Annotated in this window: 25 protein-coding genes and 2 tRNA genes; 12 read left to right on the plus strand and 15 right to left on the minus strand. The window is 68.2% G+C overall.

From position 1 onward, the window contains the following. Positions 1-98 precede the first annotated feature (98 nt). On the minus strand, positions 99-3,317 hold the full coding sequence (gene icmF / locus ACFV2O_RS14515) for a fused isobutyryl-CoA mutase/GTPase IcmF (protein WP_379252148.1): 3,219 nt from the start codon (positions 3,315-3,317) through the stop codon (positions 99-101). A gap of 193 nt (positions 3,318-3,510) precedes the next feature. On the opposite strand from icmF, the gene ACFV2O_RS14520 reads away from it, so the two are divergent. From ACFV2O_RS14520 to ACFV2O_RS14545, 6 genes are all read left to right on the plus strand, one after another. After that, complete coding sequence (locus ACFV2O_RS14520) at positions 3,511-4,488, plus strand: DUF2157 domain-containing protein (RefSeq protein ID WP_379252149.1); 978 nt, start codon at positions 3,511-3,513, stop codon at positions 4,486-4,488. Positions 4,489-4,665: 177 nt separating this feature from the next. Then, positions 4,666-6,165 carry a CoA-acylating methylmalonate-semialdehyde dehydrogenase gene (locus tag ACFV2O_RS14525; RefSeq protein WP_379252150.1) on the plus strand — a complete coding sequence of 500 codons (1,500 nt, stop codon included), beginning with the start codon at positions 4,666-4,668 and terminating at the stop codon, positions 6,163-6,165. 5 nt (positions 6,166-6,170) lie between these two features. Then, entirely contained in the window at positions 6,171-7,310 is a 1,140-nt protein-coding gene (locus ACFV2O_RS14530; protein ID WP_379252151.1) for an acyl-CoA dehydrogenase family protein, read from the plus strand. A gap of 70 nt (positions 7,311-7,380) precedes the next feature. After that, complete coding sequence (locus ACFV2O_RS14535) at positions 7,381-8,445, plus strand: enoyl-CoA hydratase/isomerase family protein (RefSeq protein ID WP_379252152.1); 1,065 nt, start codon at positions 7,381-7,383, stop codon at positions 8,443-8,445. Continuing rightward, positions 8,445-9,341 (plus strand): 3-hydroxyisobutyrate dehydrogenase, encoded by an 897-nt coding sequence (gene mmsB / locus ACFV2O_RS14540; RefSeq protein WP_379252153.1) that lies wholly within the window; start codon positions 8,445-8,447, stop codon positions 9,339-9,341. The genes ACFV2O_RS14535 and mmsB overlap by 1 nt, the downstream gene beginning before the upstream one ends. After that, positions 9,338-10,111 carry an enoyl-CoA hydratase gene (locus tag ACFV2O_RS14545; protein WP_379252154.1) on the plus strand — a complete coding sequence of 258 codons (774 nt, stop codon included), beginning with the start codon at positions 9,338-9,340 and terminating at the stop codon, positions 10,109-10,111. The genes mmsB and ACFV2O_RS14545 overlap by 4 nt, the downstream gene beginning before the upstream one ends. Before the next feature lie 38 nt (positions 10,112-10,149). Here the strand turns inward: ACFV2O_RS14545 and ACFV2O_RS14550 are convergent, their stop codons facing one another. Beyond that, positions 10,150-11,181 carry an Hsp70 family protein gene (locus ACFV2O_RS14550; RefSeq protein ID WP_355073649.1) on the minus strand — a complete coding sequence of 344 codons (1,032 nt, stop codon included), beginning with the start codon at positions 11,179-11,181 and terminating at the stop codon, positions 10,150-10,152. Between the two features lie 125 nt (positions 11,182-11,306). After that, complete coding sequence (locus ACFV2O_RS14555; protein WP_355073651.1) at positions 11,307-11,858, minus strand: MarR family transcriptional regulator; 552 nt, start codon at positions 11,856-11,858, stop codon at positions 11,307-11,309. A gap of 113 nt (positions 11,859-11,971) precedes the next feature. Here ACFV2O_RS14555 and ACFV2O_RS14560 point away from each other — a divergent pair. Continuing rightward, positions 11,972-12,046, plus strand: a tRNA-Cys gene (locus ACFV2O_RS14560). Between the two features lie 82 nt (positions 12,047-12,128). Here ACFV2O_RS14560 and ACFV2O_RS14565 read toward each other — a convergent pair. The 6 genes from ACFV2O_RS14565 to ACFV2O_RS14590 form a co-directional block, all read right to left on the minus strand. Continuing rightward, positions 12,129-13,181 (minus strand): ABC transporter ATP-binding protein, encoded by a 1,053-nt coding sequence (locus tag ACFV2O_RS14565; RefSeq protein ID WP_356969405.1) that lies wholly within the window; start codon positions 13,179-13,181, stop codon positions 12,129-12,131. Then, positions 13,178-14,731, minus strand: coding sequence for an ABC transporter permease (locus tag ACFV2O_RS14570; RefSeq protein ID WP_379252155.1), 1,554 nt, complete (start codon positions 14,729-14,731; stop codon positions 13,178-13,180). The genes ACFV2O_RS14565 and ACFV2O_RS14570 overlap by 4 nt, the downstream gene beginning before the upstream one ends. 2 nt (positions 14,732-14,733) lie before the next feature. After that, positions 14,734-15,756 carry an iron ABC transporter substrate-binding protein gene (locus tag ACFV2O_RS14575; protein WP_355073667.1) on the minus strand — a complete coding sequence of 341 codons (1,023 nt, stop codon included), beginning with the start codon at positions 15,754-15,756 and terminating at the stop codon, positions 14,734-14,736. Between the two features lie 108 nt (positions 15,757-15,864). Further along, positions 15,865-17,142: a metallophosphoesterase gene (locus tag ACFV2O_RS14580; RefSeq protein WP_379252156.1), complete on the minus strand. Its 1,278-nt coding sequence runs from the start codon at positions 17,140-17,142 to the stop codon at positions 15,865-15,867. A 148-nt stretch (positions 17,143-17,290) separates the two neighbouring features. Then, a complete protein-coding gene (locus tag ACFV2O_RS14585) occupies positions 17,291-17,701 on the minus strand; it encodes a hypothetical protein (protein WP_355073670.1) in 411 nt (136 codons plus the stop codon). An 832-nt stretch (positions 17,702-18,533) separates the two neighbouring features. Beyond that, positions 18,534-18,935, minus strand: a complete 402-nt coding sequence (locus ACFV2O_RS14590) for a nuclear transport factor 2 family protein (protein ID WP_379252157.1) — start codon at positions 18,933-18,935, stop codon at positions 18,534-18,536. A gap of 140 nt (positions 18,936-19,075) precedes the next feature. On the opposite strand from ACFV2O_RS14590, the gene ACFV2O_RS14595 reads away from it, so the two are divergent. Both ACFV2O_RS14595 and ACFV2O_RS14600 read left to right on the plus strand, forming a co-directional pair. After that, on the plus strand, positions 19,076-19,498 hold the full coding sequence (locus tag ACFV2O_RS14595) for a hypothetical protein (RefSeq protein ID WP_356969414.1): 423 nt from the start codon (positions 19,076-19,078) through the stop codon (positions 19,496-19,498). A gap of 136 nt (positions 19,499-19,634) precedes the next feature. Continuing rightward, positions 19,635-20,318, plus strand: coding sequence for a hypothetical protein (locus ACFV2O_RS14600; protein WP_356969416.1), 684 nt, complete (start codon positions 19,635-19,637; stop codon positions 20,316-20,318). 242 nt (positions 20,319-20,560) lie between these two features. Here the strand turns inward: ACFV2O_RS14600 and ACFV2O_RS14605 are convergent, their stop codons facing one another. From ACFV2O_RS14605 to ACFV2O_RS14615, 3 genes are all read right to left on the minus strand, one after another. After that, entirely contained in the window at positions 20,561-21,265 is a 705-nt protein-coding gene (locus tag ACFV2O_RS14605; RefSeq protein WP_379252158.1) for a L,D-transpeptidase, read from the minus strand. An 80-nt stretch (positions 21,266-21,345) separates the two neighbouring features. Further along, positions 21,346-21,630, minus strand: a complete 285-nt coding sequence (locus tag ACFV2O_RS14610; RefSeq protein WP_379252159.1) for a hypothetical protein — start codon at positions 21,628-21,630, stop codon at positions 21,346-21,348. Further along, positions 21,608-21,892: a hypothetical protein gene (locus ACFV2O_RS14615; protein WP_379252188.1), complete on the minus strand. Its 285-nt coding sequence runs from the start codon at positions 21,890-21,892 to the stop codon at positions 21,608-21,610. Before ACFV2O_RS14615 ends, ACFV2O_RS14610 begins: the two co-directional genes overlap by 23 nt. A gap of 158 nt (positions 21,893-22,050) precedes the next feature. On the opposite strand from ACFV2O_RS14615, the gene ACFV2O_RS14620 reads away from it, so the two are divergent. After that, complete coding sequence (locus ACFV2O_RS14620) at positions 22,051-22,953, plus strand: helix-turn-helix domain-containing protein (protein WP_379252160.1); 903 nt, start codon at positions 22,051-22,053, stop codon at positions 22,951-22,953. Continuing rightward, positions 22,943-23,149 (plus strand): DUF397 domain-containing protein, encoded by a 207-nt coding sequence (locus tag ACFV2O_RS14625; RefSeq protein WP_355073680.1) that lies wholly within the window; start codon positions 22,943-22,945, stop codon positions 23,147-23,149. Before ACFV2O_RS14620 ends, ACFV2O_RS14625 begins: the two co-directional genes overlap by 11 nt. 194 nt (positions 23,150-23,343) lie before the next feature. On the opposite strand, the gene ACFV2O_RS14630 is transcribed toward ACFV2O_RS14625, so the two are convergent. Further along, positions 23,344-24,282: an alpha/beta hydrolase family esterase gene (locus ACFV2O_RS14630; protein ID WP_379252161.1), complete on the minus strand. Its 939-nt coding sequence runs from the start codon at positions 24,280-24,282 to the stop codon at positions 23,344-23,346. A gap of 167 nt (positions 24,283-24,449) precedes the next feature. Here ACFV2O_RS14630 and ACFV2O_RS14635 point away from each other — a divergent pair, with 167 nt between their 5' ends. After that, positions 24,450-24,707, plus strand: coding sequence for a type II toxin-antitoxin system Phd/YefM family antitoxin (locus tag ACFV2O_RS14635; RefSeq protein WP_379252162.1), 258 nt, complete (start codon positions 24,450-24,452; stop codon positions 24,705-24,707). Positions 24,708-24,759: 52 nt separating this feature from the next. Here ACFV2O_RS14635 and ACFV2O_RS14640 read toward each other — a convergent pair. Together ACFV2O_RS14640 and ACFV2O_RS14645 are read right to left on the minus strand one after the other, a co-directional pair. Further along, a tRNA-Arg gene (locus ACFV2O_RS14640) sits at positions 24,760-24,832 on the minus strand. A gap of 106 nt (positions 24,833-24,938) precedes the next feature. Then, the gene (locus tag ACFV2O_RS14645; protein ID WP_062976440.1) at positions 24,939-25,574 is read right to left on the minus strand and encodes a DUF305 domain-containing protein; all 636 of its coding nucleotides are present in this window, start codon (positions 25,572-25,574) and stop codon (positions 24,939-24,941) included. Positions 25,575-25,987 lie beyond the last annotated feature (413 nt).

Here is a 25,987-nt window from a genome sequence, read left to right on the forward strand (position 1 = left end):
ATCCGCGGGCGAACCCGGTCCGCGAGCGCGAACCGGGCCACCCGGCATACGGCTGCTCGAAATCCGAGCGCGCGGACTCAACACGGCGCGCAAAAGACTCACACGTTGCGGCGGTACTGACCTCCGACGGTGAAGAACGTGTCGGTGATCTGCTGCAACGTGCACACGCGGGCGGCGTCCATCAGGACCTCGAAAATGTTGTCGTCGGTGCGGGCGACCGCTTCGAGCCGGGCGAGCGCGGCATGGGCGGCGTCCCGGTTGCGCTGCTGGAACTCGCGCACCCGGCGCAGCTGCGACTGCTTCTCCGCTTCGGTGCCGCGCGCCAGTTCCAGCTCCCGGTGCGGCTCCTCGTGGGAGTTGCGGAAGGTGTTCACCCCGATGATGGGCAGCGACCCGTCGTGCTTGCGCTGTTCGTAGCGCATCGACTCGTCCTGGATCTTGCCGCGCTGATAACCGGTTTCCATCGCGCCGAGCACGCCGCCGCGTTCGCTGATCCGCTCGAACTCGGTGAGCACCGCCTCCTCGACCAGATCGGTGAGCTCATCGATGAGGAAGCTGCCCTGTAGCGGGTTCTCGTTCATCGCGACGCCCCACTCCCGGTTGATGATCAGCTGGATGGCCAGCGCGCGCCGCACCGATTCCTCGGTCGGGGTGGTGACCGCCTCGTCGTAGGCGTTGGTGTGCAGGCTGTTGCAGTTGTCGTAGATCGCGATCAGCGCCTGCAACGTGGTGCGGATGTCGTTGAAGTTCATCTCCTGCGCGTGCAGCGACCGGCCGGAGGTCTGGATGTGGTACTTCAGCTTCTGCGACCGCTCGTTGGCGCCGTAACGGTCCCGCATGGCCACGGCCCAGATGCGGCGGGCCACCCGGCCGATCACCGAATACTCCGGATCCATCCCGTTGGAGAAGAAGAAGGACAGGTTCGGCGCGAAGTCATCGATGTGCATGCCGCGCGCGAGATACGCCTCCACATAGGTGAATCCGTTCGCCAGGGTGAAGGCCAGCTGGCTGATCGGGTTCGCGCCCGCCTCGGCGATGTGGTAGCCGGAGATCGACACGGAGTAGAAATTGCGTACGCCGTTGCGCACGAACCATTCCTGGATGTCGGCCATCATGCGCAGGCTGAATTCGGTGGAGAAGATGCAGGTGTTCTGGCCTTGGTCCTCCTTGAGGATGTCGGCCTGCACCGTGCCGCGCACCGTGGCCAGCGTGCGGGCTCGCAGGTCGGCCGCTTCGGCGTCGGTCGGCGGCCGTCCCTGCTGCGCGGTGAAGCGTTCCAGCGCCTGATCGATCGCGGTGTTGAGGAAGTAGGCCAGGATGGTCGGCGCCGGACCGTTGATCGTCATCGAGACCGAGGTGGTCGGCGCGGTCAGGTCGAAACCGTCGTAGAGCACTTCCATGTCGTCGAGCGAGGCGATCGACACGCCGGAGGTGCCGACCTTGCCGTAGATATCGGGCCGCTCGGCGGGATCGTGCCCGTAGAGCGTGACCGAATCGAACGCCGTGGACAGCCTTTTCGCCTCGGAGTGCTCGCTGAGCACCTTGAACCGGCGGTTGGTGCGGAACGGATCGCCCTCACCCGCGAACATCCGGGCCGGGTCCTCGTTGTCGCGTTTGAACGGGAACACTCCGGCGGTGAAGGGGAAGCGCCCCGGCAGATGCTCGGCGCGCAGGAAACGCAGCAGCTCACCGTGATCGGTGAAGCGGGGCAGGGCGACGCGCGGAATCGAGTTGCCCGACAGGGTCTCCCGGCGCAGCGGAGTGTGTATCTCCCGGTCCCGCACCCGGATCACCTGTTCTTCCCCGCGGTAGGACTCGGCGAGGGCGGGCCACTCGGCCAGCAGTGCGGCGTTCGCGGGGGTGAGGTCGGCGCGGGCGCGTCCGGTCAGTTCGGCCACGGCGGTGTCGTCCGGCAGTTCGAGCGCCACCTGCTCGAGTCGTTGCAGCCGTTGCGCGGCGACGACCTGCGCGGCGGTCTCGGCGTGGTAGTCGCGCACGGTCTCGGCGATCTCGGCCAGGTAGCGCACCCGTGCGGGCGGGATGAGCTGGGCGAACCTGGTGGACGCGCGGGTGTCCACCCGGGGCAGCGCGCCGGGCTCCAGCCGCAGGCCGTGGTTCGCGAGCAGGCCGGTCAGGTGCTGGTAGAGCGCCGTCACCCCGTCGTCGTTGAACGTCGCCGCGCTGGTGCCGAAGACCGGCATGTCCTGCGGCGCGGCGTGGAACTCCTCCCGGTTGCGGATCAGCTGCCTGGCCACGTCCCGCAGCGCGTCCGCGCCGCCGCGGCGCTCGAACTTGTTGATCGCCACCACGTCCGCGTAGTCCAGCATGTCGATCTTCTCCAGCTGGGAGGCGGCGCCGAACTCGGGCGTCATCACGTACATCGACACGTCGACGTGGTCGATCACCGCGGCGTCGCCCTGGCCGATGCCGGGCGTTTCGAGGATGACCAGGTCGTATCCCGCTGCCTTGCAGGCGGCCACGATGAGATCGATGTTGTCGGGCAGTTCGTGTCCGCCGCGGGTGGCCAGCGACCGGAAGAAGACGTGTTCGCCGTCGAGGGCGTTCATGCGGATGCGGTCGCCGAGCAGCGCGCCGCCCCCGCGCCGCCGGGTCGGGTCGACCGCGAGGATCGCGACCCGCACCTTGTCCTGCTGGTCCGAGCGCAGCCTGCGCACCAATTCGTCGGTGAGCGAGGACTTTCCGGAGCCGCCCGTCCCGGTGATGCCGAGCACCGGCACGGTTCGCGCCGCCGCGGTCTCGGCCAGTTTCCGCCGGTCGGCCTCCGGCAGCGCGTCCGCTTGCAGGCAGGTGATGACGCGCGCCAGGGCGGCGCGCTCGCCCGCGAGCACCGCGTCGAGCACCGGCGGCTCGGCCGCGAGGTCGACGTCGCAGGCGCGGATGAGCTGATTGATCATGCCGGGCAGGCCGAGTCGCTGTCCGTCCTCGGGGGAGAAGATGGTCACGCCGGACGCGGCCAGTCGGGCGATCTCCTCCGCCACGATCACGCCACCGCCACCGCCGAAGATCCGCACGTGCTCGGCTCCGGCTTTCCGCAGGGCGTCCGCGAGATATTCGAAGTACTCGACGTGGCCGCCCTGATAGGAGCTGACGGCGACGCCTTGGGCGTCTTCGGTGAGCACGGCGTCGACCACCTCGCTGACCGAGCGGTTGTGACCGAGATGGATCACCTCCGCCCCCTGGCTCTGCAGGATGCGGCGCATGATGTTGATCGCCGCGTCGTGCCCGTCGAACAGGGCCGCCGAGGTGACGAAGCGAACGGGATGGGTGGGCGTGTAGAGCGCGCTGCTGTCGGCCACTGGGATTCCTCCGGGGATTCCATTGTCGCCCGATACTAGGACGTCAAACTAATTCTACGGTGACTGTGATCACACCGCCAGCCGATGGCGGCGGGTCGTGCGCGCTCGGTTTCCTCGAACGACGGGCCCTGCGCCGACCGGTTCGCGTGGCCGATCGTGTTGTCATGGCGGCGGACTCGGACATACTGGGCGCATGGTGAGCGACGGCAAAGCGGAAGCCGCGATCGGACGGCTGGTCGCCGACGGCGTGTTGACTCGCGACCAGGCCGACGCGGTGCTCGCGGCGCTGGCCGTCGAGCGGGCCGCGGCGACCGCGCGCGGGAAGGTGCTCGCCGAGATCGCCGCGTACGTCGGCGCCGGTCTGGTGTTCGGCGGGATCGCCCTGGTGGCGGCCTCGTCCTGGGACGCGCTCGACCGGCCGGTCCGGGTCGGCGTGCTCGCCGTCGTGGCGGCCGGCCTGCTGCTCGGCGGAGTAGTGCTCGCCGGGGTGCCGTCCGGCCGCAGGAGCGCGCTGAGCGCCCGCGACAGGTTGGCGGCCGTGCTGTTCGCGCTGGGTTCGGTCGCGCTGGCCGGATCCGTCGGCACCGCGCTCGACGCAGCCGATGCCGCTTGGGTTTTCGCATGCGCGGCGGGGGCGGTGATCGCGGCACTCGGTTATCTCGCGCTGCCCTCCGTCCTCGGCATGCTCGTCTGCGCCTGCTTCGTGCCCGCGGCCGTCGCGGGGATGCTGACCGAGGTGTTCGGTCTCGACGACACGTGGGCCTGCGTGGCGGTGTTGCTGCTCGGTGCGGGGTGGTTCGCGCTGACCAGGATCGGCGCCCTGGTCGATATCCGGGTCGGATACCTGATCGCGATCGTCACCTCCGTCGCGGCCGCGCAGAGTCTCGATATCGACGGCCGGACTTGGGCCTACGGGATCACCGCGGTGATTGCGGTGGTCTGCTTCGCGTTGTACGCGACCCAGCGCTCGGCCGTGCTCGTCATCGGGGGTGGTGTGGCCATCGCGGTGGCGGCGGGGGAGGCGGTCTCGGAATGGACCGGTGACTCGCTCGGCGCCGCGGCGGTGGTCGTGGCGATCGGCGCGATCACGCTCGCGGTGGGCGCGTTCCGGTTGGCGCGGCCGCGGCGGGAAAAGGAAGCCGACCCGGCGGTTCCGGTATCGCAGGCGTAGGCCATCCGCGCGCGGTGGGGAAGAAGCCGAAAAGGCTGCGGCTCCCGCGCCGGTCGCCCGTCGACACGTGGGATGAATCACATCACGCCCGACGCTCTGCAAATACTTGGACGTCCAACTATAGGATGACCGCATACCGCTTCGCGGTGTCCCGATCGCTACGAGAACAGGACTGGCATGGTTCGCGAACTCACCCATTTCATCGGCGGACAGCATGTGCCGGGCACGTCCGGCAACTTCGGCGACGTCTTCGATCCCAACCTCGGCCAGGTGCAGGCGCGGGTGCCGCTGGCGAGCAAGTCCGAGGTCGAGGCGGCCATCGCGAACGCCGAGGCGGCGCAGCCGCAATGGGCCGCGTTCAACCCGCAGAAGCGGGCGCGTGTGCTGATGAAGTTCCTGACCCTGGTGCAGGACGAGATGGACTCGCTGGCCGCCCTGCTGTCGTCCGAGCACGGCAAGACCATCGCCGACGCGAAGGGCGACATCCAGCGCGGCCTGGAGGTCATCGAGTTCGCCACCGGCATCCCGCACCTGCTCAAAGGCGAATACACCGAGGGCGCGGGCACCGGCATCGACGTGTACTCGATGCGTCAGCCGCTCGGCGTCGTCGCGGGCATCACGCCCTTCAACTTCCCGGCCATGATCCCGCTGTGGAAGGCCGGTCCCGCGCTGGCCACCGGCAACGCGTTCGTGCTCAAGCCCTCCGAGCGGGACCCCTCGGTGCCGCTGCGGCTGGCGGAGCTGTTCCTCGAGGCCGGTCTGCCCGCCGGTGTGTTCAACGTGGTCAACGGCGACAAGGAAGCCGTCGACACGCTGCTGCACGATCCGCGCATCAAGGCCGTCGGCTTCGTCGGCTCCACCCCCATCGCGCAGTACATCTACGAGACCGCCACCGCGAACGGCAAGCGCGCCCAGTGCTTCGGCGGCGCGAAGAACCACGCGATCGTCATGCCCGACGCCGACCTCGACGACGTGGCCGATCAGCTGATCGGCGCGGGCTACGGTTCCGCGGGCGAGCGCTGCATGGCCATCTCGGTGGCCGTCCCGGTCGGCGAGGAGACCGCCGACCGCCTGGTGGCCAAGCTGACCGAGCGGGTGCACAAGCTCAACGTCGGCCGCTCCGACGATCCCGGCGCCGACTACGGCCCGCTGGTCGGTCAGGACGGCGTGAACCGGGTGAACAACTATGTCCAGATCGGCGTCGATGAGGGCGCCGAACTGGTGGTGGACGGCCGCGGCCTGGTCGTGGAGGGAGCCGAGAACGGCTACTTCGTCGGCGCGACGCTGTTCGACAAGGTGACCCCGGAGATGCGGATCTACCGCGAGGAGATCTTCGGCCCGGTGCTCAGCGTGGTCCGCGCCAAGGACTACGAGGAGGGGTTGCGGCTGGCCAACGAGCACGAGTACGGCAACGGCGTCGCGATCTTCACCCGGGACGGCGACACCGCGCGCGACTTCGCCGCGCGCGTGCAGGTCGGCATGGTCGGCGTCAACGTGCCGATCCCGGTGCCGATCGCCTACTACACCTTTGGCGGCTGGAAGCGTTCCGGCTTCGGCGACCTGAACCAGCACGGTCCGGATTCGATCCGCTTCTACACCAAGACCAAGACGGTGACGCAGCGCTGGCCCGCGGGCCTGAAGGAGAGCAACGCGTTCGTCATCCCGACGATGGACTGACGCGGATGTTCGCACTCGACGACGACGAGAAGGCGATCCGCGACACCGCACGCGGCTTCGCCGACGAATTCCTCGCCCCGAACGCGCTGGAATGGGACGAGCAGAAGCATTTTCCGGTGGACGTGCTGCGCAAGGCGGGGCCGCTGGGCCTCGGCGGTATCTACGTGCGCGAGGACGTGGGCGGTTCGGGCCTGCGCAGGCTCGACGCCGTGCGCATCTTCGAGCAGCTGGCCACCGGCTGCCCGGCCATCGCCGCCTACATCTCCATCCACAACATGGCCACGTGGATGATCGACCGCTACGGCGACGACGAACAGCGCCACCGCTGGCTGCCCCGGCTGACCGCGATGGAACTGCTGGCCAGCTACGCGCTTACCGAGCCCGGCGTCGGCTCCGACGCGGCGGCGTTGAGCACCAAGGCCGTGCGCGACGGTGACGACTACGTCTTCAACGGCGCCAAGCAGTTCATCTCCGGCGCGGGCGCCACGCACGTCTACGTCGTCATGGCGCGGACCAGTGACGCGGGAGCGCGCGGGATCTCGGCGTTCATCGTGCCCGCCGACACTCCCGGCATCTCCGTCGGAGCCAACGAGAAGAAGATGGGCTGGAACGCGCAGCCGACCCGTCAGGTGATCTTCTCCGACGCCAGGGTCCCGGCCGCCAACCGGCTCGGCGCGGAGGGCGACGGCTTCCGCATCGCGATGAACGGGCTCAACGGCGGCAGGCTCAACATCGCCGCGTGCTCGGTCGGCGGCGCGCAGGCGGCGCTGGACAAGACGGTGCCGTATCTCGCCGAGCGGCACGCGTTCGGCAAGCCGCTGCTGCGGAATCCGGCGCTGCAATTCGAACTCGCCGATATGCGCATCGAATTGGAGGCCGCCCGCACGCTGCTGTGGCGGGCCGCCGCGGCACTGGACGCCGACGCGCCGGACAAGGTGGAGCTGTGCGCCATGGCGAAGCGCTTCGCCACCGACGCGGGCTTCGAGGTGGCCAACAAGGCCCTGCAACTGCACGGCGGCTACGGCTACCTGACCGAATACGGCGTGGAGAAGATCGTCCGGGATCTGCGGGTGCACCAGATCCTCGAGGGCACCAACGAAATCATGCGGATGGTCGTCGCCCGCTCATTGGTAGGAGCGGCATGAGAGGTCAGTCCCGGAGGCGGCAGCGCAGCGTGACCACGCAGGGTCCCGATCATGTCGGAAAGGACAGAGTATGAGCGAGCCAGAAGTTCTGCTCGAACAGCGTGACGGGCTCGGCCTGATCACGCTGAACCGGCCGAAGGCCATCAACGCGCTGAACCACTCGATGGCTCTCGCCATCACCGACGCGTTGCGCGAGTGGGCCGAGGACGATGCGGTGCGCACCGTCGTGATCACCGGCGCGGGGGAGCGCGGCCTGTGCGCGGGCGGCGACATCGTCGCCATCCACGCCGACGCGAAAAGCGGTGCGAACACGGCGGATTCGGCCACCGGACGGTTCTGGCGCGACGAGTACGTCCTCAACGCCTTGATCGGCCGCTACCCGAAGCCGTACGTGGTGATCATGGACGGCATCGTGATGGGCGGCGGTGTCGGGCTCTCGGGCCACGGCAGCCACCGCGTCGTGACCGAGCGGTCCAAGATCGGCATGCCCGAGGTGGGCATCGGGTTCGTCCCGGACGTCGGCGGCACCTACCTGCTCGCGCGGACGCCGGGCGAGATCGGCACGCACGTCGCGCTGACCACCGCCCGCATGAGCGCGGGCGATGCCATCGCCGCGGGCTTCGCGGACTACTTCGTCGCCTCCGAGCATCTGCCCGCCCTGCTGGAGACGTTGCGCACGGAGAGCGCCGACATCGCGATCGCCAAATTCGCCACGGACGCACCGGAATCCGCGCTGGCCGCCGGGCAGGACTGGATCGACGTCTGCTACGGAGCCGATTCCGTGGAGGAGATCGTCGCGCGGCTGCAAGCGCACGACGCGCCGGACGCGCGGGCGGCGGCCACCGAGATTCTGGCGAAATCCCCGGTGGCGCTGAAGGTGACGCTGCGCTCGCTGCGGGCGGCGCGCAGCGCGCCGAGTCTCGAGGCGGTGCTGAACGAGGAGTACCGGGTGTCCATCGCGTCGCTGTCGTCGCACGATCTGGTCGAGGGCATTCGTGCCCAGGTGATCGACAAGGATCGTGATCCGCGATGGTCGCCCGCGACCCTCGATGCGGTCACGGACGCGCAGGTGGACGCGTACTTCGCCGAGTTGGGCGATCGAGAGCTGGGTCTGCGGACCCCGGAGGTGGCGTGATGAGCAAGCGAATCGGTTTCCTCGGCCTCGGCCACATGGGCGCGCCGATGGCGGCCAACCTGGTGCGGGCGGGCTACGAGGTGCTCGCCTTCGACCCGGTGCCCGCGGCGCGGGAGCAGGCCGGGCGTGACGGCGCGATCGTGGTGGATGCGGCCACCGAGGCCGCCGCGGCCGAGACCGTGATCACCATGCTGCCCAACGGCAAACTCGTCCTGGACGTGTACGCCGAGCTGCTTCCGGTCGCAGCACCGGGCACGCTGTTCATCGACTGCTCCACCATCGACGTGGCCGATGCCAAGGTCGCGGCCGAACGCGCCGCCGCCGCCGGGCACCGCGCGCTGGACGCACCGGTCTCCGGTGGTGTCGGCGGCGCGGCGGCGGGCACGCTGACCTTCATGGTCGGCGGCGCCGCCGCGGACTTCGCCGACGCGCTGCCGGTGCTCGAGGTGATGGGCGGCAAGGTCGTGCACTGCGGCGGCTCCGGCGTGGGCCAGGCGGCGAAGATCTGCAACAACATGCTGCTCGGCGTGTCCATGATCGCGCTGTCGGAGTCGCTGGTGCTGGGCGAGAAGCTGGGCCTGAGCCATCAGTCCTTCTTCGACGTGATCTCCACGGCTTCCGGCCAGAGCTGGGCGCTGACCAGCTACTGCCCGGTCCCCGGCCCGGTGCCGACCAGTCCGGCCAACAACGACTACCAGCCCGGCTTCGCGACGGCGCTCATGTCGAAGGACCTGGGCCTTGTCGCGAACGCGTTGCGCGACAACAACGTCGACGGGCAGCTCGGATTGCTCGCCGCCACGATCTACGACCGTTTCAACCAGACGGATGCCGGACGGGACTTCTCGGCTATCGTCACCGATATCCGTGACCGTTCCGACCAAGAGGGTGCCGAGTGAGCTTCGAGACGATTCTGCTGGAACGCAAGGGCCGGGTCGGCTGGATCACGCTGAACCGACCGAAGGCGCTGAACGCGCTGAACGCGCAGGTCCTCGACGACGTCATCGCCGCGCTCGACGAGCTCGAGCACGACGACGAGATCGGGGCCATCGTGATCACCGGTTCGGAGCGCGCCTTCGCGGCGGGCGCCGACATCAAGGAGATGCAGCCCAAGTCGTACATGGACATGTTCCTGAACGACTACTTCGCCCGCTGGGACCGGCTGGCGCAGTTCCGCAAGCCCACCATCGCGGCGGTGGCGGGCTACGCGCTGGGCGGCGGTTGTGAGCTGGCCATGATCTGCGACATCCTGCTCGCGGCCGACACCGCCAAGTTCGGGCAGCCGGAGATCAAGCTGGGCGTCATCCCCGGCATCGGCGGCTCGCAGCGCCTGACCCGCGCGATCGGCAAGGCCAAGGCCATGGATCTGGTGCTCACCGGCCGCAACATGGACGCCGATGAGGCCGAGCGGGCGGGATTGGTCTCGCGTATCGTGCCCGCCGCGGAACTGCTCGACACCGCCCTCGAGGTCGCCGAGACCATCGCGGGGATGTCGCTGCCGGTCACCATGATCGCCAAGGAAGCGGTGAACCGCTCGTTCGAGACCACGCTCGCCGAGGGGCTGCGCTTCGAACGGCGAGTCTTCCACTCGCTGTTCGCGATCGAGGATCAGAAGGAAGGCATGAGCGCCTTCGTCGAGAAGCGTCCGGCGAAGTTCACCAACCGCTGACACCGGTTTCCGCCCGGCCGTATCGCTCGGCCGGGCGGCTATCCGGTGGGGGGCGCGACGATCTTCGCGGGCACCTTGTTCCCTTCCGGCGGGGGCGCGTCCTCGTTCGTGGCGAGCAGTCCGGCGATGGTGGCGCCCAGCGCGATGGTGACCGCCGCCGCCGCGATGAGTTTGCGCCGGTCGACGGTGGCCGGGACCAGGGTGGCTCCGGCGCGTAGCCGCGCCATCCGGACGTCTCCGCCTCGTCGTTCCGCGGCGAGCAGCACGGCGCCGCGCGCGGAGACGAAGTCGGGTTCGGGGTCGTAGACGATCGGCAGGTCGATGTGTTCGGCCAGCTCGGCGCGAATGCTGGGACTGCGGGTGCAGCCGCCGAGCAGCACCATGGCCTCCGGTCGCACGCCGGTCTCGTCGATGATCTGCCGCACGAACGACACCGAGTGATGAATGCCCGCCGCGCACAGTTCGGCCAGGTCGCTGCGGGTGAGAACGGCCCGGTCGCCGGTGCCGTCGTCGATCGCGGTGACCACCCTTGCCTCGCTCAGTTCTTCGCGATGACGCCGGATGGTCGGCGTGTCGGTGAGCACGCCGTCGCGGGCCAGGCGCCAGCGCAACAGCGCGTCGTAGCCGTCGCCGCCGAGTACCGTGCTGCGTTTGCTGGACAGAATCGTGTCGGTGCGGCAATCGGCGTGGGTGATGGTCAGTCCCGAGCTGCCCAGGTCGTAGAGGATCACCGTGCCGCTGTCCGGCAGTTGCCCGGTGAAGCGCAGGTAGCGCAACTGGGCGAGCGGTTCGTCGACGATGGTCACGTCACGGCCGCCGACGCCTGCGCGAATGGCGTCGGCGTGCAGCGGACAGCGGCACGTCACCGCCGTGCCCGAGATCAGCTCGTCGCGCCGGTCGGCGGCGCCGTTCATCCGGCGGATCGCCTCGAGGACCGATTCCTCGACGCCGCCGCCCGCCCGCCGCGGCACTTCGCAGCTATCGATCGGGGGTAGGTGTGGCTGATCGGAGTGTGTCAGCATCGCGTGAGCGCCGCCAGCGCCCGCCGATACACCCAAGACCAGCACCATGATCTCCATGGTGGACCTTTTCCGTTCCGCTGCCAAGACGGCGTGCCCGGTAATTCGCCGGTTGGATGCCGGAATGTCATCCCTCGGTCGGTCGGCAGCGGTATGCGACCGACCGGTACGCCGAATCAGTCTGTGGCCGTGGCCGACCAGCGCGCCGTTCCCTCCGCGGTCTCGAAGTCGCCCGCGGCATGTCGGAATTCGGCGAGCAGTTGCAGGAGGGTGTGCAGTCGTTCCGGAGGGAGTCCGGGGAGCGCGAAGACTTTCGCGTTGAGCTCCTCGGTCGCCTTCGCCACCAATTCGCGTCCGGCGTCGGTGATTTCGATCAAGGTAGCGCGCCGGTCGCTGGGATGCGGTACCCGCTCGACGAGCTTCGCCGCCTCCAGCCGGTCGACGGTGTTGGTGACGCTGGTGGGGTGCACCTGCAAGCGAGCGCTGGCCTTCGCCATCGGCAGCGCGCCGGTTTTGCTGAAACTGAGCAGCCGGAGCAACTCATAGCGAGAGAAGGTCAATCCCGTGGGTTTCAGCGCCTCGTCCACCCGTGCCATCACGATTTGCTGAGCCCGAACCAGCGACGTCACCGCGGCCATGCCGTCGGCGACATCCCCCCAGCCGTGGCCGACCCACTGGCGGTGGGCTTCCTCGATCGGATCGTTCGGAAGCGGGCGTGGCCGAGACATGTTCCGATCATTCCATGCCACCACAGGAGGGCGGGGGCATCCGGCCAGGCTTCGGATCACCGTGAGCGCAATGGTGGGCCGGGCCGTCGCCCACGGGCACTATCTAGGGCGAGGCGGGCGTGGCTGAGTGGTTTAGGCAACGGTCTGCAAAGCCGTTTACGCGGGTTCAATTCCCGCCGCTCGCTCCAAACGTCCTCGGTGCTCGGTCACGCCACTGCCGAGCGCCGAGGCGCATCAGGAAGCGGCGCGTGGTCGTGACGCGATCCCGCTTCAGGCGGCTTGGTTCGGCTCCGAATACGCTACCGCCGATCCGATCACTTCCAGGCGAACCCGCTGCCCGGTGACGGGGGCCGCGACGCTGGCCCGGCGTACGAGAATGGGAGTACCGGAACCGTCCAGTTCGATCGTCAGGATGACGTCGGCGCCGCGGAAGTCGACGGCGCGCACTCGGCCTGCCTCCGCCTCGTTCTCCGAAGCGACATGGGCGACAAGCTGTTCCGGTCGCAGCATGATCGTCGACGGCCCGCACGCGGCGTCGCGCTGCACCGGGATCCGGCCCAGCGCGCACTTGGCCACGTCGGCCTCGACCACCGCGTCCAACAGCACGCAATCGCCGAGGAACCGCGCGGTGAACAGGTCCTTCGGCGTCGCGTAGACCTCTTCCGGCGTTCCGACCTGGGTGAAGCGACCCTCCCGCATCACCGCGACCTGCTCGGCGAAACTGAGTGCTTCCTCCTGATCGTGCGTCACCAGAATGCTGGTCATGCCCGCCTCGCGCAGCGTGTCGGCCACCGCCTGCCTGGTCGTCGCGCGCAGGCCCGCGTCCAGCGCGCTGAACGGCTCGTCCAACAGCATCACCGACGGCTTGCGCGCCAGCGCGCGGGCCAGGGCTACGCGCTGCTGCTGCCCGCCCGAGAGCTGATGCGGTCGCCGGTCGGCATAGGACGCGTCCAGCGACACCATCTCCAGCAGTTCGTGCACCCGCCCGCGGCTGTTGCGGCGCATGCCCGGCAGCCCGTAGGCGATGTTCTGGCCGACGGTCAGATGCGGGAACAGCGCACCGTCCTGGGCGACGTAACCGATGTTGCGGCGCTGCGGCGGCACCGTTACCCGTTCACCGACAACGGTTTCCGTTCCGATCGACACCGAACCCGCATCCGGCGACTCGAATCCGGCGATCACGCGCAGCAGGGTGGTCTTGCCGCACCCGGACGACCCGACCACCGCGGTCGCGGTGTGATCCGGCACGTCGAGAGTGATCCCGCCGAGCACCCGGGTGTGGCCGAAGGTCTTCGAGACATCGGCGACGACAACGCGACTCATATCCCGGCCGCCTTCCGCGAGTTGGTGAACAGCAGGTACGTCACCGGCACCGCGGCGACGATCATGATCAGGGCGTACGGCGCGGCGCCCGCGTAGTCCAATTCGCCCGACAGGCTCCAGAACCGCATCGCCAGCGTGCGGGTTCCGTTGGGCGCCAGCAGCAGCGTCGCGGTCAGCTCGGTCGCCACGGCGACGAACACCAGTGCGGCGGCGGCAGCCGCGGCCGGCGCCGCGAGACGCAGCGTGACCAGGAAGAACGTCGCGGGCCCCGATTTGCCCAGTGACCGGGACGCCTCCTCCAGGCCGACCGGCACCTGAGCGAGCCCGGCCCGCACGCTGACCAGGGCGCGGGGCAGGAACAGCAGGAGATAGGCGGCGATCACCATGCCCGCCGTCTGGTAGAGCACGGGCGCCCACCGGATGGTCACGGTCACCATGGCCAGCGCGATCACGATGCCTGGCAGCGAACTGGTGATGTAGTTGGCGCCCTCGACCAGTCGCGCGAACGCGGAGGTGGAACGCACCGCGATCCACGCGACCGGGAACGCGCACAGGGTGGTGAGCAGTGCGGCGACCGACGCGAGTCCGATCGTCTGCCCGAGCGCGTTGCCGATATCGGTGAGATCCCACACCGCCGCGCCGCCGATGCGCAACCAGCGTCCGATGGTCCACAGCGGCACGCCCAGCGCGCCCGCCGTCACCGCGACGAGCGCGGCCAGCACCGGCAACGTGCCGACGCCCAACCGGGTTCTGGTCGCGGCGCGCGGCGCCCCGCTGCCGATCCGCGCGTAGCGCGCCCGCCCGCGCAGCCCCGCCTCGGCCCCGAGCAGCGCCAGGCAGCACAGCACCAGCACACCGGCGAGCATGCTGCCTGCCGGACCGGCGAAGCTGGACTGGTACTGCTCGAAGATGGCCGTGGTGAACGTGTCGAACCGGACCATCACGAAGGCGCCGTACTCGGCGAGCAGATGCAGCCCGATGAGCAGCCCGCCACCGAGGATCGCCAAGCGCAGCTGCGGCAGCACGATCCGCGCGAACACCGCGACCGGACCCGAGCCCAGCGCCCGCGCCGACTCCTCCACCGCGGGATCCAGGCGGCGCAGTGTGGCCGCCGCGGGCAGATAGACCAGCGGGAAGTAGGACATCGTGGAGATCACCACGCCCGCCCACAGACCGTGCATGGTCGGAAAGACGCTCACCCAGGCATAGCTGTTGACGAACGCCGGAACCGCGAGCGGCGCCGCGAAAACCGGCCCCCACCAAGATTTCCCCGGCACGTCGGTGCGTTCGACCACCCAGGCCAGCCCGATACCGAGCGCCACGCAGATGGGCACGGTGCACACCACCAGCGCGGCCGTGTTCTCCAGCAGCTCACCGACTCTGGGCCGGAACACCAGCTCCTTCGCCTGCTCGAGGCCGGTGGAGAAGACCGTCGAAACGATGTATCCGAGCGGCACGAACGTCGCCGCCACCAGCAGCAGCGCGACGCTCGTGACCAGCGGCCCCGGCCTGCCGATCCGGGGCGCGGCGACAACGGTCCGGACTGCCACGGCTACAGCAGACCCGCTTCGGTCATCAGCTGCGTGACCTTCTTCGAGTCCAGCTTGGACGGATCGACCGCGGGGGCCTGCAGATCAGCCAGCGGCGGCAGCGCCGGGTTCGCGGCCACTCCGGCGGCGACCGGGTACTCCAGCGACGTGCCGTCGCGCAGCACCTCTTGTCCGGTCTTGCCGACGATGAACGCCAGGAACTTCTGCGCCGCCTCCTGCTTCTTGCTCGCCTTCAGCACGCCGCCGCCGGAGACGCTGACGAAGGCTCCCGGGTCCTGGTTCTTGAAGTAGTGCAAGGCGGTGTCGGCGCTGCTCTCCTTCGTGTTCGCCTGGTCGCGGTACCAGTAGTAGTGGTAGATGACGCCGCCGTCCGGGCTGCCGGAATTGACCGCCTTCATGGTGGCGACATTGTTCGGGAACGGTGTCGCGTTCTCCTTCATGCCCTTCAACCAGGCGCGGGTGACGTCCTCACCCTTCAGCGCGAGCAGGGCCGCCACGATGGCCTGGAAGTCGGCGCCGGAGACGCCCGCGCCCCAGCGGCCCTTCCACTGCGGTTGCGCCAGATCCAACAGCGAGGCGGGCAGCTGACCGGGCTGGACCTTGTTCTTGTTGTAGACGAACACCGTCGACCGCGCGGCGACGCCGGTCCACTTGCCGGTGGACGGGCGGAACTGCGCGGGCACCTGCTCCAGGGTCTTGGCGTCCACGTCGGCGAACAGGCCCGCGTTCTCCACCAGCGCCATGGCGGGGGAGTTCTCGGTGAGGAAGACGTCGGCGGGCGAGGCAGCGCCCTCGGCGACCAGCTGGTTGCCCAGCGCCGTGTCGCCGCCCTGGCGCAATGTCACCTTGATGCCGGTTTCCTTGGTGAACTCGTCGGCCCACTCTTTGGTGAGCGATTCGTGCTGCGCGTTGTAGACGGTGATCTCGTTCGCGTTGTCGGAGGAATTCGAGCAAGCCGTGCCGCCGATGGCCGTCATGGTGAGGACCAATCCAGCGGCAATCGTCTTCCATCTGACCGGCTTCATCCTCGTCCTTCCGACCGCGTTACCCGTGCATATGTTGAGCCTTACCTAAGGAAGATACCGCGTCCGACATGCGGGAACCCTGGCAGATGTGGGGATTTCTCGCTGACGCTACGTCAGCCCCGAAAAGTCGCGCAGTGCAATGTGATTGCGGTCCGCGCAGGTGCCGAGCGTGTAATCCGGCTGCAGTCCGAAGTACTCGCCGCGGGTGAGCGCGCTCCAGCGCCGGGCGTCCTCGGTGCGGGTCTTGTAGAAATTGACCATGTACCCGCCCTCGTAGAGGCGCAGCAGGCTGTAGCCGCCCGGGTACTCCTTGACCGCGGCGACCTCCAGGAACTCCACCGCGCACGGCGCGTCCGGCCTGGTGCGGCGATTGCGATGGGTGTGGCCGCTGTGTTGCAGGAAGACGCCGGGGCTGCGGGTGTAGAGCGCCTGCAACTCGGCGCTGTCGCGTCCGTCGAGCACGAAGCCGGGCCCGGCGAGGTTGGTCAGTCCGGACTCCGTCGTGACCGGGTGATGGCCGAATACCAGCGTCGGCCGGTCCGGATCGGTGCGCAGGCGTTCGGCGAGGTGATCGAACTGCGGGCGCTCGATGGAGCCGCCCGCGCCGTCGAGTCGGCTGGTGTCCAATCCCAGCACCCGCAGACCGCCGACCTCGTGTTCGACCATTTCCTGTCGTGCGGAGAAGACATCGGCCCAGCAGTCGCGGTGGTCGGCGGGCGCGGGGGCGCAACCGGCGTATTCGCCGCCGACGTGCGGCCGGTCGTGGTTGCCGCGCACGGCCAGGTAGTCGTGGCCGAGCGTGCCCCAGGCATCGAGGCGGGTCCGGATCGTGCGGGTGTCCTGCTCGGAGGCTTCGGCGGTCAGGTCGCCCGCGAGCAGCAGGAGTTCGGCTGCGCGGTCGGGACGGCGCAAGTCGTCCAGCATCGCGGTCAGCATCACTTCGGGGTAGGGCGCGAGGCCGGGGCCCTGCCGGAAGCCCGGTGGCAGGTCGCCCGCGATCAGCCCGCTGACTTGCTCGCCGTAGTGCACGTCGTTGGACAGTGCCAGCGTGCGCAACCTGCGGCCGGGCGGCGGGACCAGGGTGGTGAACTCGCCGCGCGCTTCCGGCGCGGCCGGGTCGGCGGTGGTGAGCGAAAGCGCCGGTGTGGCGCGCAGGCCCGCGGACCAGGCTTCGAAGCGGTAGGCGCGGCCCGGCTCGAGTCCCGCTATCTCGGCGTAGTGGAAAGGGGTCGAGTGGTCGTCGGCGAAGACCTGGGCCGGGGCGCGCGGCGAGTCGGCGGGACCGATCCGCACCTGGCTGTCGGTGTCGACGGGCAGCAGCCGGCCGCCCGGGTCGGGCGCGAGCGTGGTCCAGGTGAGGATCACCGATGTGTCGGTGATCGTCACCACTTCCAAATCCGTCGCGATGGTCGTATTCGGTTGAGCGCGAACCGATTTCGGTCGACCGGCAAGAGGGAGCAGAGCGGCGAGGCCGAGCGCGCCGAGGACGGTCCTGCGGCTGGGGCCGCAGCAACTCACGCGTGGGTGCATGCGATCAGCGCGTGCCCTCCGGGGAGCACACCTTCCACTTGCCGTCCTCTTTCTTCAGATGCTCGGTCGTGCTGGTTTCGGTATCGGGCTGCTCGCCCGGCACCGCGACGGTGAGTTTGCCGGTGACCTTCGCGGTCGCGGTGTCCCCGGTGACGACGATGTCATCGATCCTATCGATGGTGACCGAAACCGAGGTGCTGTCGAATTCCTTCTTCTCGCTCTCGGTCATCGCCTCGAACGCGGCGCGTTCGCGGGCGCACGCCTGTTCGGCCGCCGCGCGGAAGCCGCGCCTGTCGAGAGTCTCGTAGAAGTCGCGGATCGCGAGCTCGATCTTCTTCTCGTCCGAGGCGAGCGGACCTTTGCCCTGCGTGGTCAAGAAGATCCCGGCGATCAGCGCGCCGGCGATCACCAGCACGACTATCACCACCAAGCCGGCGATCAGGCCGGTGTGGCTCTTTCTGGGCTGTGGTGGGTATCCGCCGGGCGCGTAGCCGGGTGGTGGATAACCGGGCCCGGGCGGTGGATAACCCGGTCCGGGCGGTGGGAAGGGTTGTCCGGGACCGGGTGGTGGGAAGGGTTGTGCCGGTCCGGGTGGTGGAAAGGGTCGCCCGGGTTCGGGCGGTGAAGGTGGTTGCCCCGGACCGGGTGGTGAAGGTGGTTGCCCCGGACCGGGTGGTGAAGGTGGTTGCCCCGGACCGAGCGGCGAAGGCGGTTGCCCCGGACCCGGCGGTGAAGGCGGTTGCCCCGGACCGGGTGGCGGGGAGGGTTGCACCGGCTCCGGCGGCGGAAGGGGTTGCTCAGGTTCGGGCGGCGGGGAGCCAGGGGGCGGCTGTTGCGGCTGCGGCGGTCGGTCATCCGGCGGTTGCCCGCCCGGTGGATTAGCCATGTCGTCCTCCGGTCTGCCCCCGGTGCCTGCATCGCTACGGCAAGGGCGTGCCCGGGTGACCGGAAACCAAACCAGACCGGATCGTTCGGTCAGGTGTGGAGCGGCCAGGCGGCGCTCGGCTCACGATCCGGTCCGGCGCTGGTGTCGTCTGCGCGCTGTGTGGGTGTCGGCGGGAGGGTGGTCGGCTTCTGGTGTGGTCTGGCGCTGGTGTCGCGTTCGGGGAGTGTGGTGTCGGCGGGAAGGTGATCGGCTCTTGATGTGATCCGGCGCAGGCGTTGCGTCCGGGTTGTCGGCGCGGATGTCGGCGGAATAGCAATCGGCCCGTGATCCGGGTTCTTGCGCGAGGTCGGCACTGGCGGCGTCAGGCGTCCAATGCGGCGCGCCAGCGTGCGGTGTCGGTGTACTGATGCAGGCGCGTGATGCGCCCGTCGTCGTCGACCTGCCACAGGTGCACGAACTCCGCTTCGTACTCGCGGCCGGTGGCGCGCGCCGCGCCGCGATAATGCCCGGTCACCACGACGGTGCCGTCGGTTGTCTCTTGCCATGTCTCGTCGTACGGCGCGGTGTCGAAATCTCGCGCGACCGGACCCCAGATACCGGTCATCGCCGCGATCGGCCCGTGGAAGGCGCCGCCCGCGCCGCACGGCATGCCCGGTGCGGTTCGCGCTTCGAACTCCGGATGCAGCAGCGCCAGGATCGCCGGTCCGTCACCGGTCTGCGTCGCGGCGTAGAAACCCTTGACCACCTCGAACTTCGCCGACATGTCGTTCTCCTTCTAATATGATCGTTCTAGAACGAACATACTAGAAGCCGAGCGCTGATGGCACTGTGGCCGTCGTCATGCCGCCCGATTCGGGCCGGGTTGCCTGGTGCTTGCCGCATATGTCCGGCTAACATTCGAACATGGGTTCGATAAGCGATGAAACGCCGCGAACCGAAGGAACGGAACCCGAGCTGGTCTATCCGAACCGGACCGGCCACTACTACCGGACGCTGACCTACCCGCCGCGCCCGGTCTGGGTGCGGCTGGACGCGATCCTGGTCCGCGATCCAGGGACGCCGCGCCATGTGAACGGCGCCGGGGTCATCATGCGCGGCGAGCGACCCGGAACCCTGACGCACTGGTTGCCCACCGTCGACGGCGATTGGATGGGCCGGGTGAACTACAGCATCCAGTTCGCCGACGGACGTCCGGATCTGCAGGTGCGCGACCAGTTGGTTCCCGCCTATGCGCTGCGTCCGCGGGATACCGGACAATCCGGACCGGAATCGGCTCGATCGTCACGCGGGAATGTCGCGCGACCCGAGCCGGACTCATTGCCGTGAATTTGCCTGCCCTGTCCACATCTGCGTGATCGCTGCCAACCAGGTTTGCTGTCCAGCGCACCGCGGCCCGAATGGGTTGTCCCGTCGATTGCCGGCCCGGTTGTCGCCGTAAGGGGCCGGTGATACGTTGCCCGGCATGGGATTTCAGTTGCCGCATCCCGAGGTGCTGTGGGCGCGCGTGACCGTCTTGGACGTGATCACCTGCGCAACGCACACCGATCGGGCCGCGAGCGGACAGGAGATCGGGCAGACGGCCAGAGTGGAAGGCGGCCGGCTGATCAACGACGACGGTGAGGGCAATTGGTTCTCGCTGGTCAGATATGCCGGTGACCGCGCGCTGCTATTCGGGAGGGACGAGGACAACGAGGTCACCGGAACCTCCTACGATCCGCTGGCCGCGGCGCCCGCCTGGGTGCGGTCCGTGGAACCGACCACGAAGCTGCCCGGCGGCGTCCAGGGCCCGGTCAGCTTCGTGCGCTGGTGGGAGTTCGGCCGCTGGCAGCACACGCCGACCGACCTGGACGACGGCCTCGAACTCGGCCTCAGCGCCGCCTCCGACCGGGAGGACTTCACCGGCAGCGTCATGAGCGCCGCCATTCACGCGAAGTGGGTGGAGATGGATTACGAGGCGGGCAAACTCACCGCCCTCACCGTCGACCCCACCGCCCTGCACGCTCTCTGCGACGCCGCCGAGAACGGCGCCGTCACCAAGGCGCACTTCTACTTCCTCCAGCCCGGCTTCACGGCCCCCGCCTTCACCTACCTCACCAACGCGGGCGTCCTCACATCCACCGACAAACCCACCGAACCCCTGCCGTAAACGTCGCGCCGCACACGGCACCCAACCATCCGAGAAGGGCTCCCGACTACGGGGGCCTTTTCTTATATGACGGCGGCATTGGCGGTACGCGTTCACGTGTCATGCCACGACTGTCGGTGGGTTGCGCTGCAGGCGGTAGTCACCCAGCTGGTCGCGCAGCGCGAACGCGAGCGGATGTCATTCTGTTCGGCCGAGTGCCGGAACGTCGCCGGCGAGCGGACAACGGCCTGCTGGTCGGGCGTTCACCTCGCGTGTATGTCGATAACCGGTTTCCGCGACGGTTCGAGGGTGGCCAGCAGCGTCCGCATGACGTCGTCGCCGACCGCGACACACCCTGCTGTCGGCCTGCCGACATCGACGTGGACGAAGAACGCGGAGCCCCGCCCCGGCACGACCGGAAAGCGGTTGTAGTCGATGACCAGCGCATAGTCGTACTGCGGTTCGGTTCGCCCGAGATTCTCGCTGAGGGCGGTGTCGAACGGGCATTCACCCTCGGCGCACCGATACTTCTGGTTGTACAGCGGGCTTTCGGTGTCGGACACCCACCACCAGGTATTGGACGGATCCACCGAAAGATAGGGGAGTTTCGCGCCCACGGCAGGCACCCGGCCGAATCCTTCGGTCAACGGAAAGGTGCCCTCCGGCGTGTATGCCGCCCCTTCTCTGGCCTCGCGCGAAATCCCCTCCGCACCAACCCAAGCGGGCACAGCAAATGTCCGCTCCCACCGCCGGAACCGCCCCCGCTGCCACAGCTCCAACGTCCCCCGGTCGGCCCCCGCCGCCGCACTCACCCAGACGACTTGACTCCCCGGAACCGCATCCACATCGAACGGCGGCCGCTCTCTACCGACCACAGCCCACAACACACCCCCGACCACCACGGCAACGGCCACGAGCCCGCCCACCACAACCCGGCCTCGCCGCGCCCCACTCCCATCCAATTCCATTCACCCTCCTGCGTAGACGAGTGGCACACGGCTGCGGCAAATATCGAGTAGACCTCGCGATGGTGTGCCACTCGTCATCATCATCTCGGGGTTATGGCCTGCCAGTACTGAGTTCTTACCGCGTTCCAGAGGTCGAAGAGTTTCGGGAACCACTCGCGTACCTGGGCCAGGTCGGGGCGGTCCGCTCCTTCGTCGAAGTAGATCATGCCGGGGTCGCCGTTGGGGATGTCGATTATCGAGCCGTCCATCCTCATCCGGTAGGCCGGGGCCCCAGCGGCATAGTCGATGAGCGACTCGATCGCGATCTGCGACCCGCGCGCGATCCGCCAGAGGACGGTGTGGTCACCAAATGTCGTGCTGTGCAATGGTCATCCTCCCACGCGAGGAGTCAGCGGTATCGCTCGAGAGCACCCGACGACCGCTGACAGTGATCTGGTATCCACTGCGGCCGGCCATTCCGGTGTGCACGACCAGGCCGGCCGCCTCGAGGCGTAGTAGTGCGCGGCGAGTTCGCCTTCCGGACGCATTCGCCGTTCTCACCAGCGAGTCCACGGACAGGATTCCGCCCGGCGCGAGTGCCGCCAGCACGGCGGACTGAGCCTTGCTGAGTCGGGGGTGCGATGCCATGGGGCAGAGGATGTGCGGGAAGCCGATATCCAGGCGCGGCAACGAAATCAGGTCGGCAAACTCGCGCAAATCGCCAGATCGCGTTGTGCAACGCCGCCTACGATCGGCGCGTATTGCAACTGACAGCAACCTCGGAATGCAACGACAGGGGAGCGTGCATGACAGACGGTCAGGCGGACGAAACGGGCAGCACACTGCCGCGTAGGCAACTCGGCCGATATCTGAGGGAGGCGCGTGAAGGAGCTGGATTCACGCTGGAACGGGCTGCCTCCTTGATGGAGTGGCACAAGTCGACGTTGAGCCGCCTGGAGCGCGGCTCGACGGACAGGGTCAGGACTCGGGACGTGTCAGGGCTCTGCGAGATCTATGGGCTCAACGAGGAGAGGACCGCCGTCGCCACGGGACTCGCGGAGCAGACACCCGCGAAGTCGTGGTGGCACACCTACGGAGATCTGATCCCGGCGTGGTTCAACCTGTACGTCGGGTTGGAAGCGGGCGCAGAAGCATTGGCGACATACCAGCCCTTACTGATACCTGGCCTGCTGCAAACTCCGGACTACACACGGGCTATCGACCGGCTCTATTTCACAAACGACAGTGAAGAAGAATTGGAGCGTCGTATCCAGGTTCGTGCTCAGAGGCAGCGCCTCCTCACACGCTCGCGTCAGCCCACCAGAGCATCTTTCGTACTGCACGAAGCTGTGCTGCGCACTGTAGTCGGCAATCGGCGCGTGATGGCCGCACAGTCACGACATATCGCGGATATGTGCGCACTCGCCAATGTCGAAATCCGAATTCTGCCGTTCCATACCGGACTTCCGCTCGGAGCAGCCCTACCGCCTTTCACCATCTTGGACTTCGCTCAGGATGTTCGCGGCAAGCTGACGGAGCCGCCCATCGTCTACTGCGAGAACTACACCGGCAGCGCGTACCTTGAAGGACGAGTGGATGTGCTGAAATTTCGGGAGGCATTTGCGCTGCTTCGGCGGGCTAGTCCAGACGCCCGCCCGAGCCGCGACCTGATGCGACAGATAGCAAGGGAGTTCGATTGTGAACGTTGACTTATCCGGAGCGCGCTGGTTCAAGTCGAGCCGCAGCCAAGGTGGAGCAGACTGCGTCGAGGTCGCCTATCTGGCCGGAGGCCTGGTCGGCGTCCGCGACTCGAAGAACCCGATGGGCCCGGCGTTGGTCTTCGCCCCCGGCGAGTGGGACACCTTCACCGCAGGTGTGGCCGACGGCGAGTTCGTCCGACCATAGGAGTCGCCGCAACCGAACACGAGCCTCGGGTTGAATCCGGGGCTCGTAATCATTGCAGCGGCTAGCATTCGAAGTGCCTGCAATCCCGGTGCTGGAAAGACGGGCGATCGGGTGTCGACCACCGGGAGTTCTCGGCATCCGCGCCCGTACCAGCGTCCTGTCGATTCGAATCAGGTGTGTCCCGCGACCCATTGTCAGTGGGCGGCGAAGAACTGCCAAATGATCTCCGAAGCATCGAATTGGCGGCTCACCGCGCCGACCAACGCCTGGGGGAGATATTGCTCGCCGCCCGGCCAGGTGTGGCCACCGTTGGTGACCGTGTAGAGGACGACGCCGACATCGTCCGGGCACAGCGCCGTCTCGATCTTTACTGAGGTCCCGTCGTCGCCGCGTGGGGGCAACTCACTGGCGTTCGGCGGTGGACAGCCGTTCTTCCCGCGCCACAGCTGTTGCGTGGCCGCCACCGACAGGACCGGGCTGGTGCCCGTGCCGCCGTGATTGCCCGACGTCACGCGCACGACACCGCCTTCGTACGGGACGATCGGATCGGCGGTGCCATGGATCTCCAGCACCGGAAGTGGATGCCCGAGTGCGCAGTTCGTCTCGTCCGCGGCGGGAAGTGGACCAGCCACCGGCGCGATCGCGGCCAGCTCGGCGCTCAGGTGACACCCCAGGTGCTGGGTGAACATGCCCCCGTTGGACATCCCGGTGGCGTACACCCGAGCCGGATCGACTTCGTCGGCGGCGACCAGGTGGTCGATCAGCGCCGAGACGAACCCGACATCATCGACACCCGCTGCGCCCGCGCGTGTGTCGGCACCCCGGCCGTCGTTCCATGACCTGTCGATCCCCTCGGGGTAGACCGCGATGAATCCATTGGCGTCGGCCAGCCGATCGAAACCGCTCTTGTTCGCCATGTACCCGGCGCTACCGCCACCACCGTGGAAGACCAGAACCGCCGCGAGCCTGCCTTGCGGTGAACCCGCCGGACGGTGGATGAGGTAGTGGCGTTGCGCGCCCGCGTAGTCCAGGACGCGGTGCGGATCATCGGGTCCACTGGCACCCGAATGCGCGCAGGCGGCGGTCAGGACCAGAACCGCGACGACGACGACAGCGGCCGACGATCTCAGCACGGCTCGATGGTAGGAGCCTCGGCATCGCGAGGCCACCCACTGATGCGGCCGCTGTCCGCACAGTGCTGCTGCGTGGTCGATGGCACCGAGTCGCGGGACGGCGAACGCCCTATCGGTGATCCGAAAGTTTCGGGCGCCAACTGCACAGGGTCTCGCACCTTACGAGCATGAAGTCGATGAATTACACCGAGGCGCGAGCGAACCTCGCCTCGGTTCTCGACAGCGCCACCGAGGATCTGGAAGAAGTGGTGATCACCCGTGCCCGACGCGAACCGGCCGTGGTGGTCGCCCTGAGCGAATACCAAGCGCTGAAGGAGACCGCGTACCTTCTCGGCAACCCCTTCAACGCGCGACACCTCGAGCGTTCTATCGCGGAACATCGCGGCGGCAGTGTCACACCTCGGGTCCTCGCCCCCGAGGCCTAGGCCGCCGATAAGAAAGGCCCCCTGACCAGCTGGTCAAGGGGCCTTCGCTCGGTGCCCTCGGCAGGATTCGAACCTGCGGCCTTCTGCTCCGGAGGCAGACGCTCTATCCCCTGAGCTACGAGGGCGGGATAGGGCTCGGTCGGGGCCGGGATGGCGGTCCGATCGGGCTGGGTCAGCCTATCGTATCGGCGGCCGTCCGCCAAAAAGGGCGGACGGCGGCGGGGTTTCGGGTCAGGGGAGGGGGGCGGCGCCCCGGGCGGTGAGCATGGTGGTCATCAGGTCGGATTCGCCGCGTTGGGTGGTGGCCATGGTTTCGGCGAGGGTGCGCACCGCCGTGGTGTCGGCGTGCTGGGCGGCGTAGTCGATCATCGACAACCCTCCCTGGTGATGACGCAGCATGAGCTGGAGGAACATCGTGTCCAGCTTGGGGCTGGTGGCCTGGCGGAGCGCGGCGAGTTCGGCGGGGGTGGCCATGCCGGGCATGGTGGACACCGGCCCGGAGTGGTGTGGCATATCGGCACCGGAATGATCGTGGCCGCCCATCGGCTCGGTCATCCAGCCCATGAACCCGTCGACGCTCTGCGCGGGCTCGCCCCACAGCTGCAACCAGCCCTGCATGCGTCCGATCTGGCTCTGCTGGGTGGTGAGGATGTCGTAGGCCAGGCGGCGTACCTCGGTGTCGGTGGAGCGAACCAGCAGCACGCCCGCCATTTCGACGGCTTGGGCGTGGTGCGCCGACATGTCCTGACTGAAACCGACGTCCACCGGGCCCGGGTCCGGCTCCGTGGAACCGTTCAGCGGAATCCGGGCCAGCACGCCGATCGCGAAGCCGATCAGGATCGCGCCGATGATGCCGAGGATCAGCAGCGCGGTGCGCTGGCGGCGGAACTGTCCGCCGACGCCGGATGCTTCGCGGTCATCGGATCCGTCAGATGCTTCGCGTTCGGATGTGGTAGCTCGGCGATCGCCCGATCCGGCAGGTGCTTCGGGCGAGGAGGACCGGGCGGATGCTTCGCTGTCGGATTCGACGTGTGCCCTTCGATCGCCCGATCTCGAGGATCCGACACTCTCGGGCCTGCTGGCTTCCTCGATACCGGACCCTGCGGCTGTTGCCCGATCGCCGGAGCCGGCGGCTTGGAGATCGCCGGACTCGGTGACTCCGGTGCCGGCGGCTGTCGTCGGTTCGCTGGACCCGGTGGCGCTGCGATCGGCGGATTCGGGAGTGCCGGACCCTGCGGACGCGGCGCGATCCCCGGACCCAGCGGTTTTGCGATTGCCGG

The organism is Nocardia sp. NPDC059691 (assembly GCF_042733915.1).
GTDB classification, from domain to species: domain Bacteria; phylum Actinomycetota; class Actinomycetes; order Mycobacteriales; family Mycobacteriaceae; genus Nocardia; species Nocardia sichangensis.

Coding starts and splice junctions, on each gene's coding strand:
- ACFV2O_RS14520 (WP_379252149.1), top strand. CDS start 3,511: ATGGTGAGCGACGGCAAAGCGGAAGCCGCGATCGGACGGCTGGTCGCC.
- ACFV2O_RS14525 (WP_379252150.1), top strand. CDS start 4,666: ATGGTTCGCGAACTCACCCATTTCATCGGCGGACAGCATGTGCCGGGC.
- ACFV2O_RS14530 (WP_379252151.1), top strand. CDS start 6,171: ATGTTCGCACTCGACGACGACGAGAAGGCGATCCGCGACACCGCACGC.
- ACFV2O_RS14535 (WP_379252152.1), top strand. CDS start 7,381: ATGAGCGAGCCAGAAGTTCTGCTCGAACAGCGTGACGGGCTCGGCCTG.
- mmsB (WP_379252153.1), top strand. CDS start 8,445: ATGAGCAAGCGAATCGGTTTCCTCGGCCTCGGCCACATGGGCGCGCCG.
- ACFV2O_RS14550 (WP_355073649.1), bottom strand. CDS start 11,181: ATGGTGCTGGTCTTGGGTGTATCGGCGGGCGCTGGCGGCGCTCACGCG.
- ACFV2O_RS14555 (WP_355073651.1), bottom strand. CDS start 11,858: ATGTCTCGGCCACGCCCGCTTCCGAACGATCCGATCGAGGAAGCCCAC.
- ACFV2O_RS14565 (WP_356969405.1), bottom strand. CDS start 13,181: ATGAGTCGCGTTGTCGTCGCCGATGTCTCGAAGACCTTCGGCCACACC.
- ACFV2O_RS14575 (WP_355073667.1), bottom strand. CDS start 15,756: ATGAAGCCGGTCAGATGGAAGACGATTGCCGCTGGATTGGTCCTCACC.
- ACFV2O_RS14590 (WP_379252157.1), bottom strand. CDS start 18,935: ATGTCGGCGAAGTTCGAGGTGGTCAAGGGTTTCTACGCCGCGACGCAG.
- ACFV2O_RS14595 (WP_356969414.1), top strand. CDS start 19,076: ATGGGTTCGATAAGCGATGAAACGCCGCGAACCGAAGGAACGGAACCC.
- ACFV2O_RS14600 (WP_356969416.1), top strand. CDS start 19,635: ATGGGATTTCAGTTGCCGCATCCCGAGGTGCTGTGGGCGCGCGTGACC.
- ACFV2O_RS14605 (WP_379252158.1), bottom strand. CDS start 21,265: ATGGAATTGGATGGGAGTGGGGCGCGGCGAGGCCGGGTTGTGGTGGGC.
- ACFV2O_RS14615 (WP_379252188.1), bottom strand. CDS start 21,892: ATGGCATCGCACCCCCGACTCAGCAAGGCTCAGTCCGCCGTGCTGGCG.
- ACFV2O_RS14620 (WP_379252160.1), top strand. CDS start 22,051: ATGACAGACGGTCAGGCGGACGAAACGGGCAGCACACTGCCGCGTAGG.
- ACFV2O_RS14635 (WP_379252162.1), top strand. CDS start 24,450: ATGAAGTCGATGAATTACACCGAGGCGCGAGCGAACCTCGCCTCGGTT.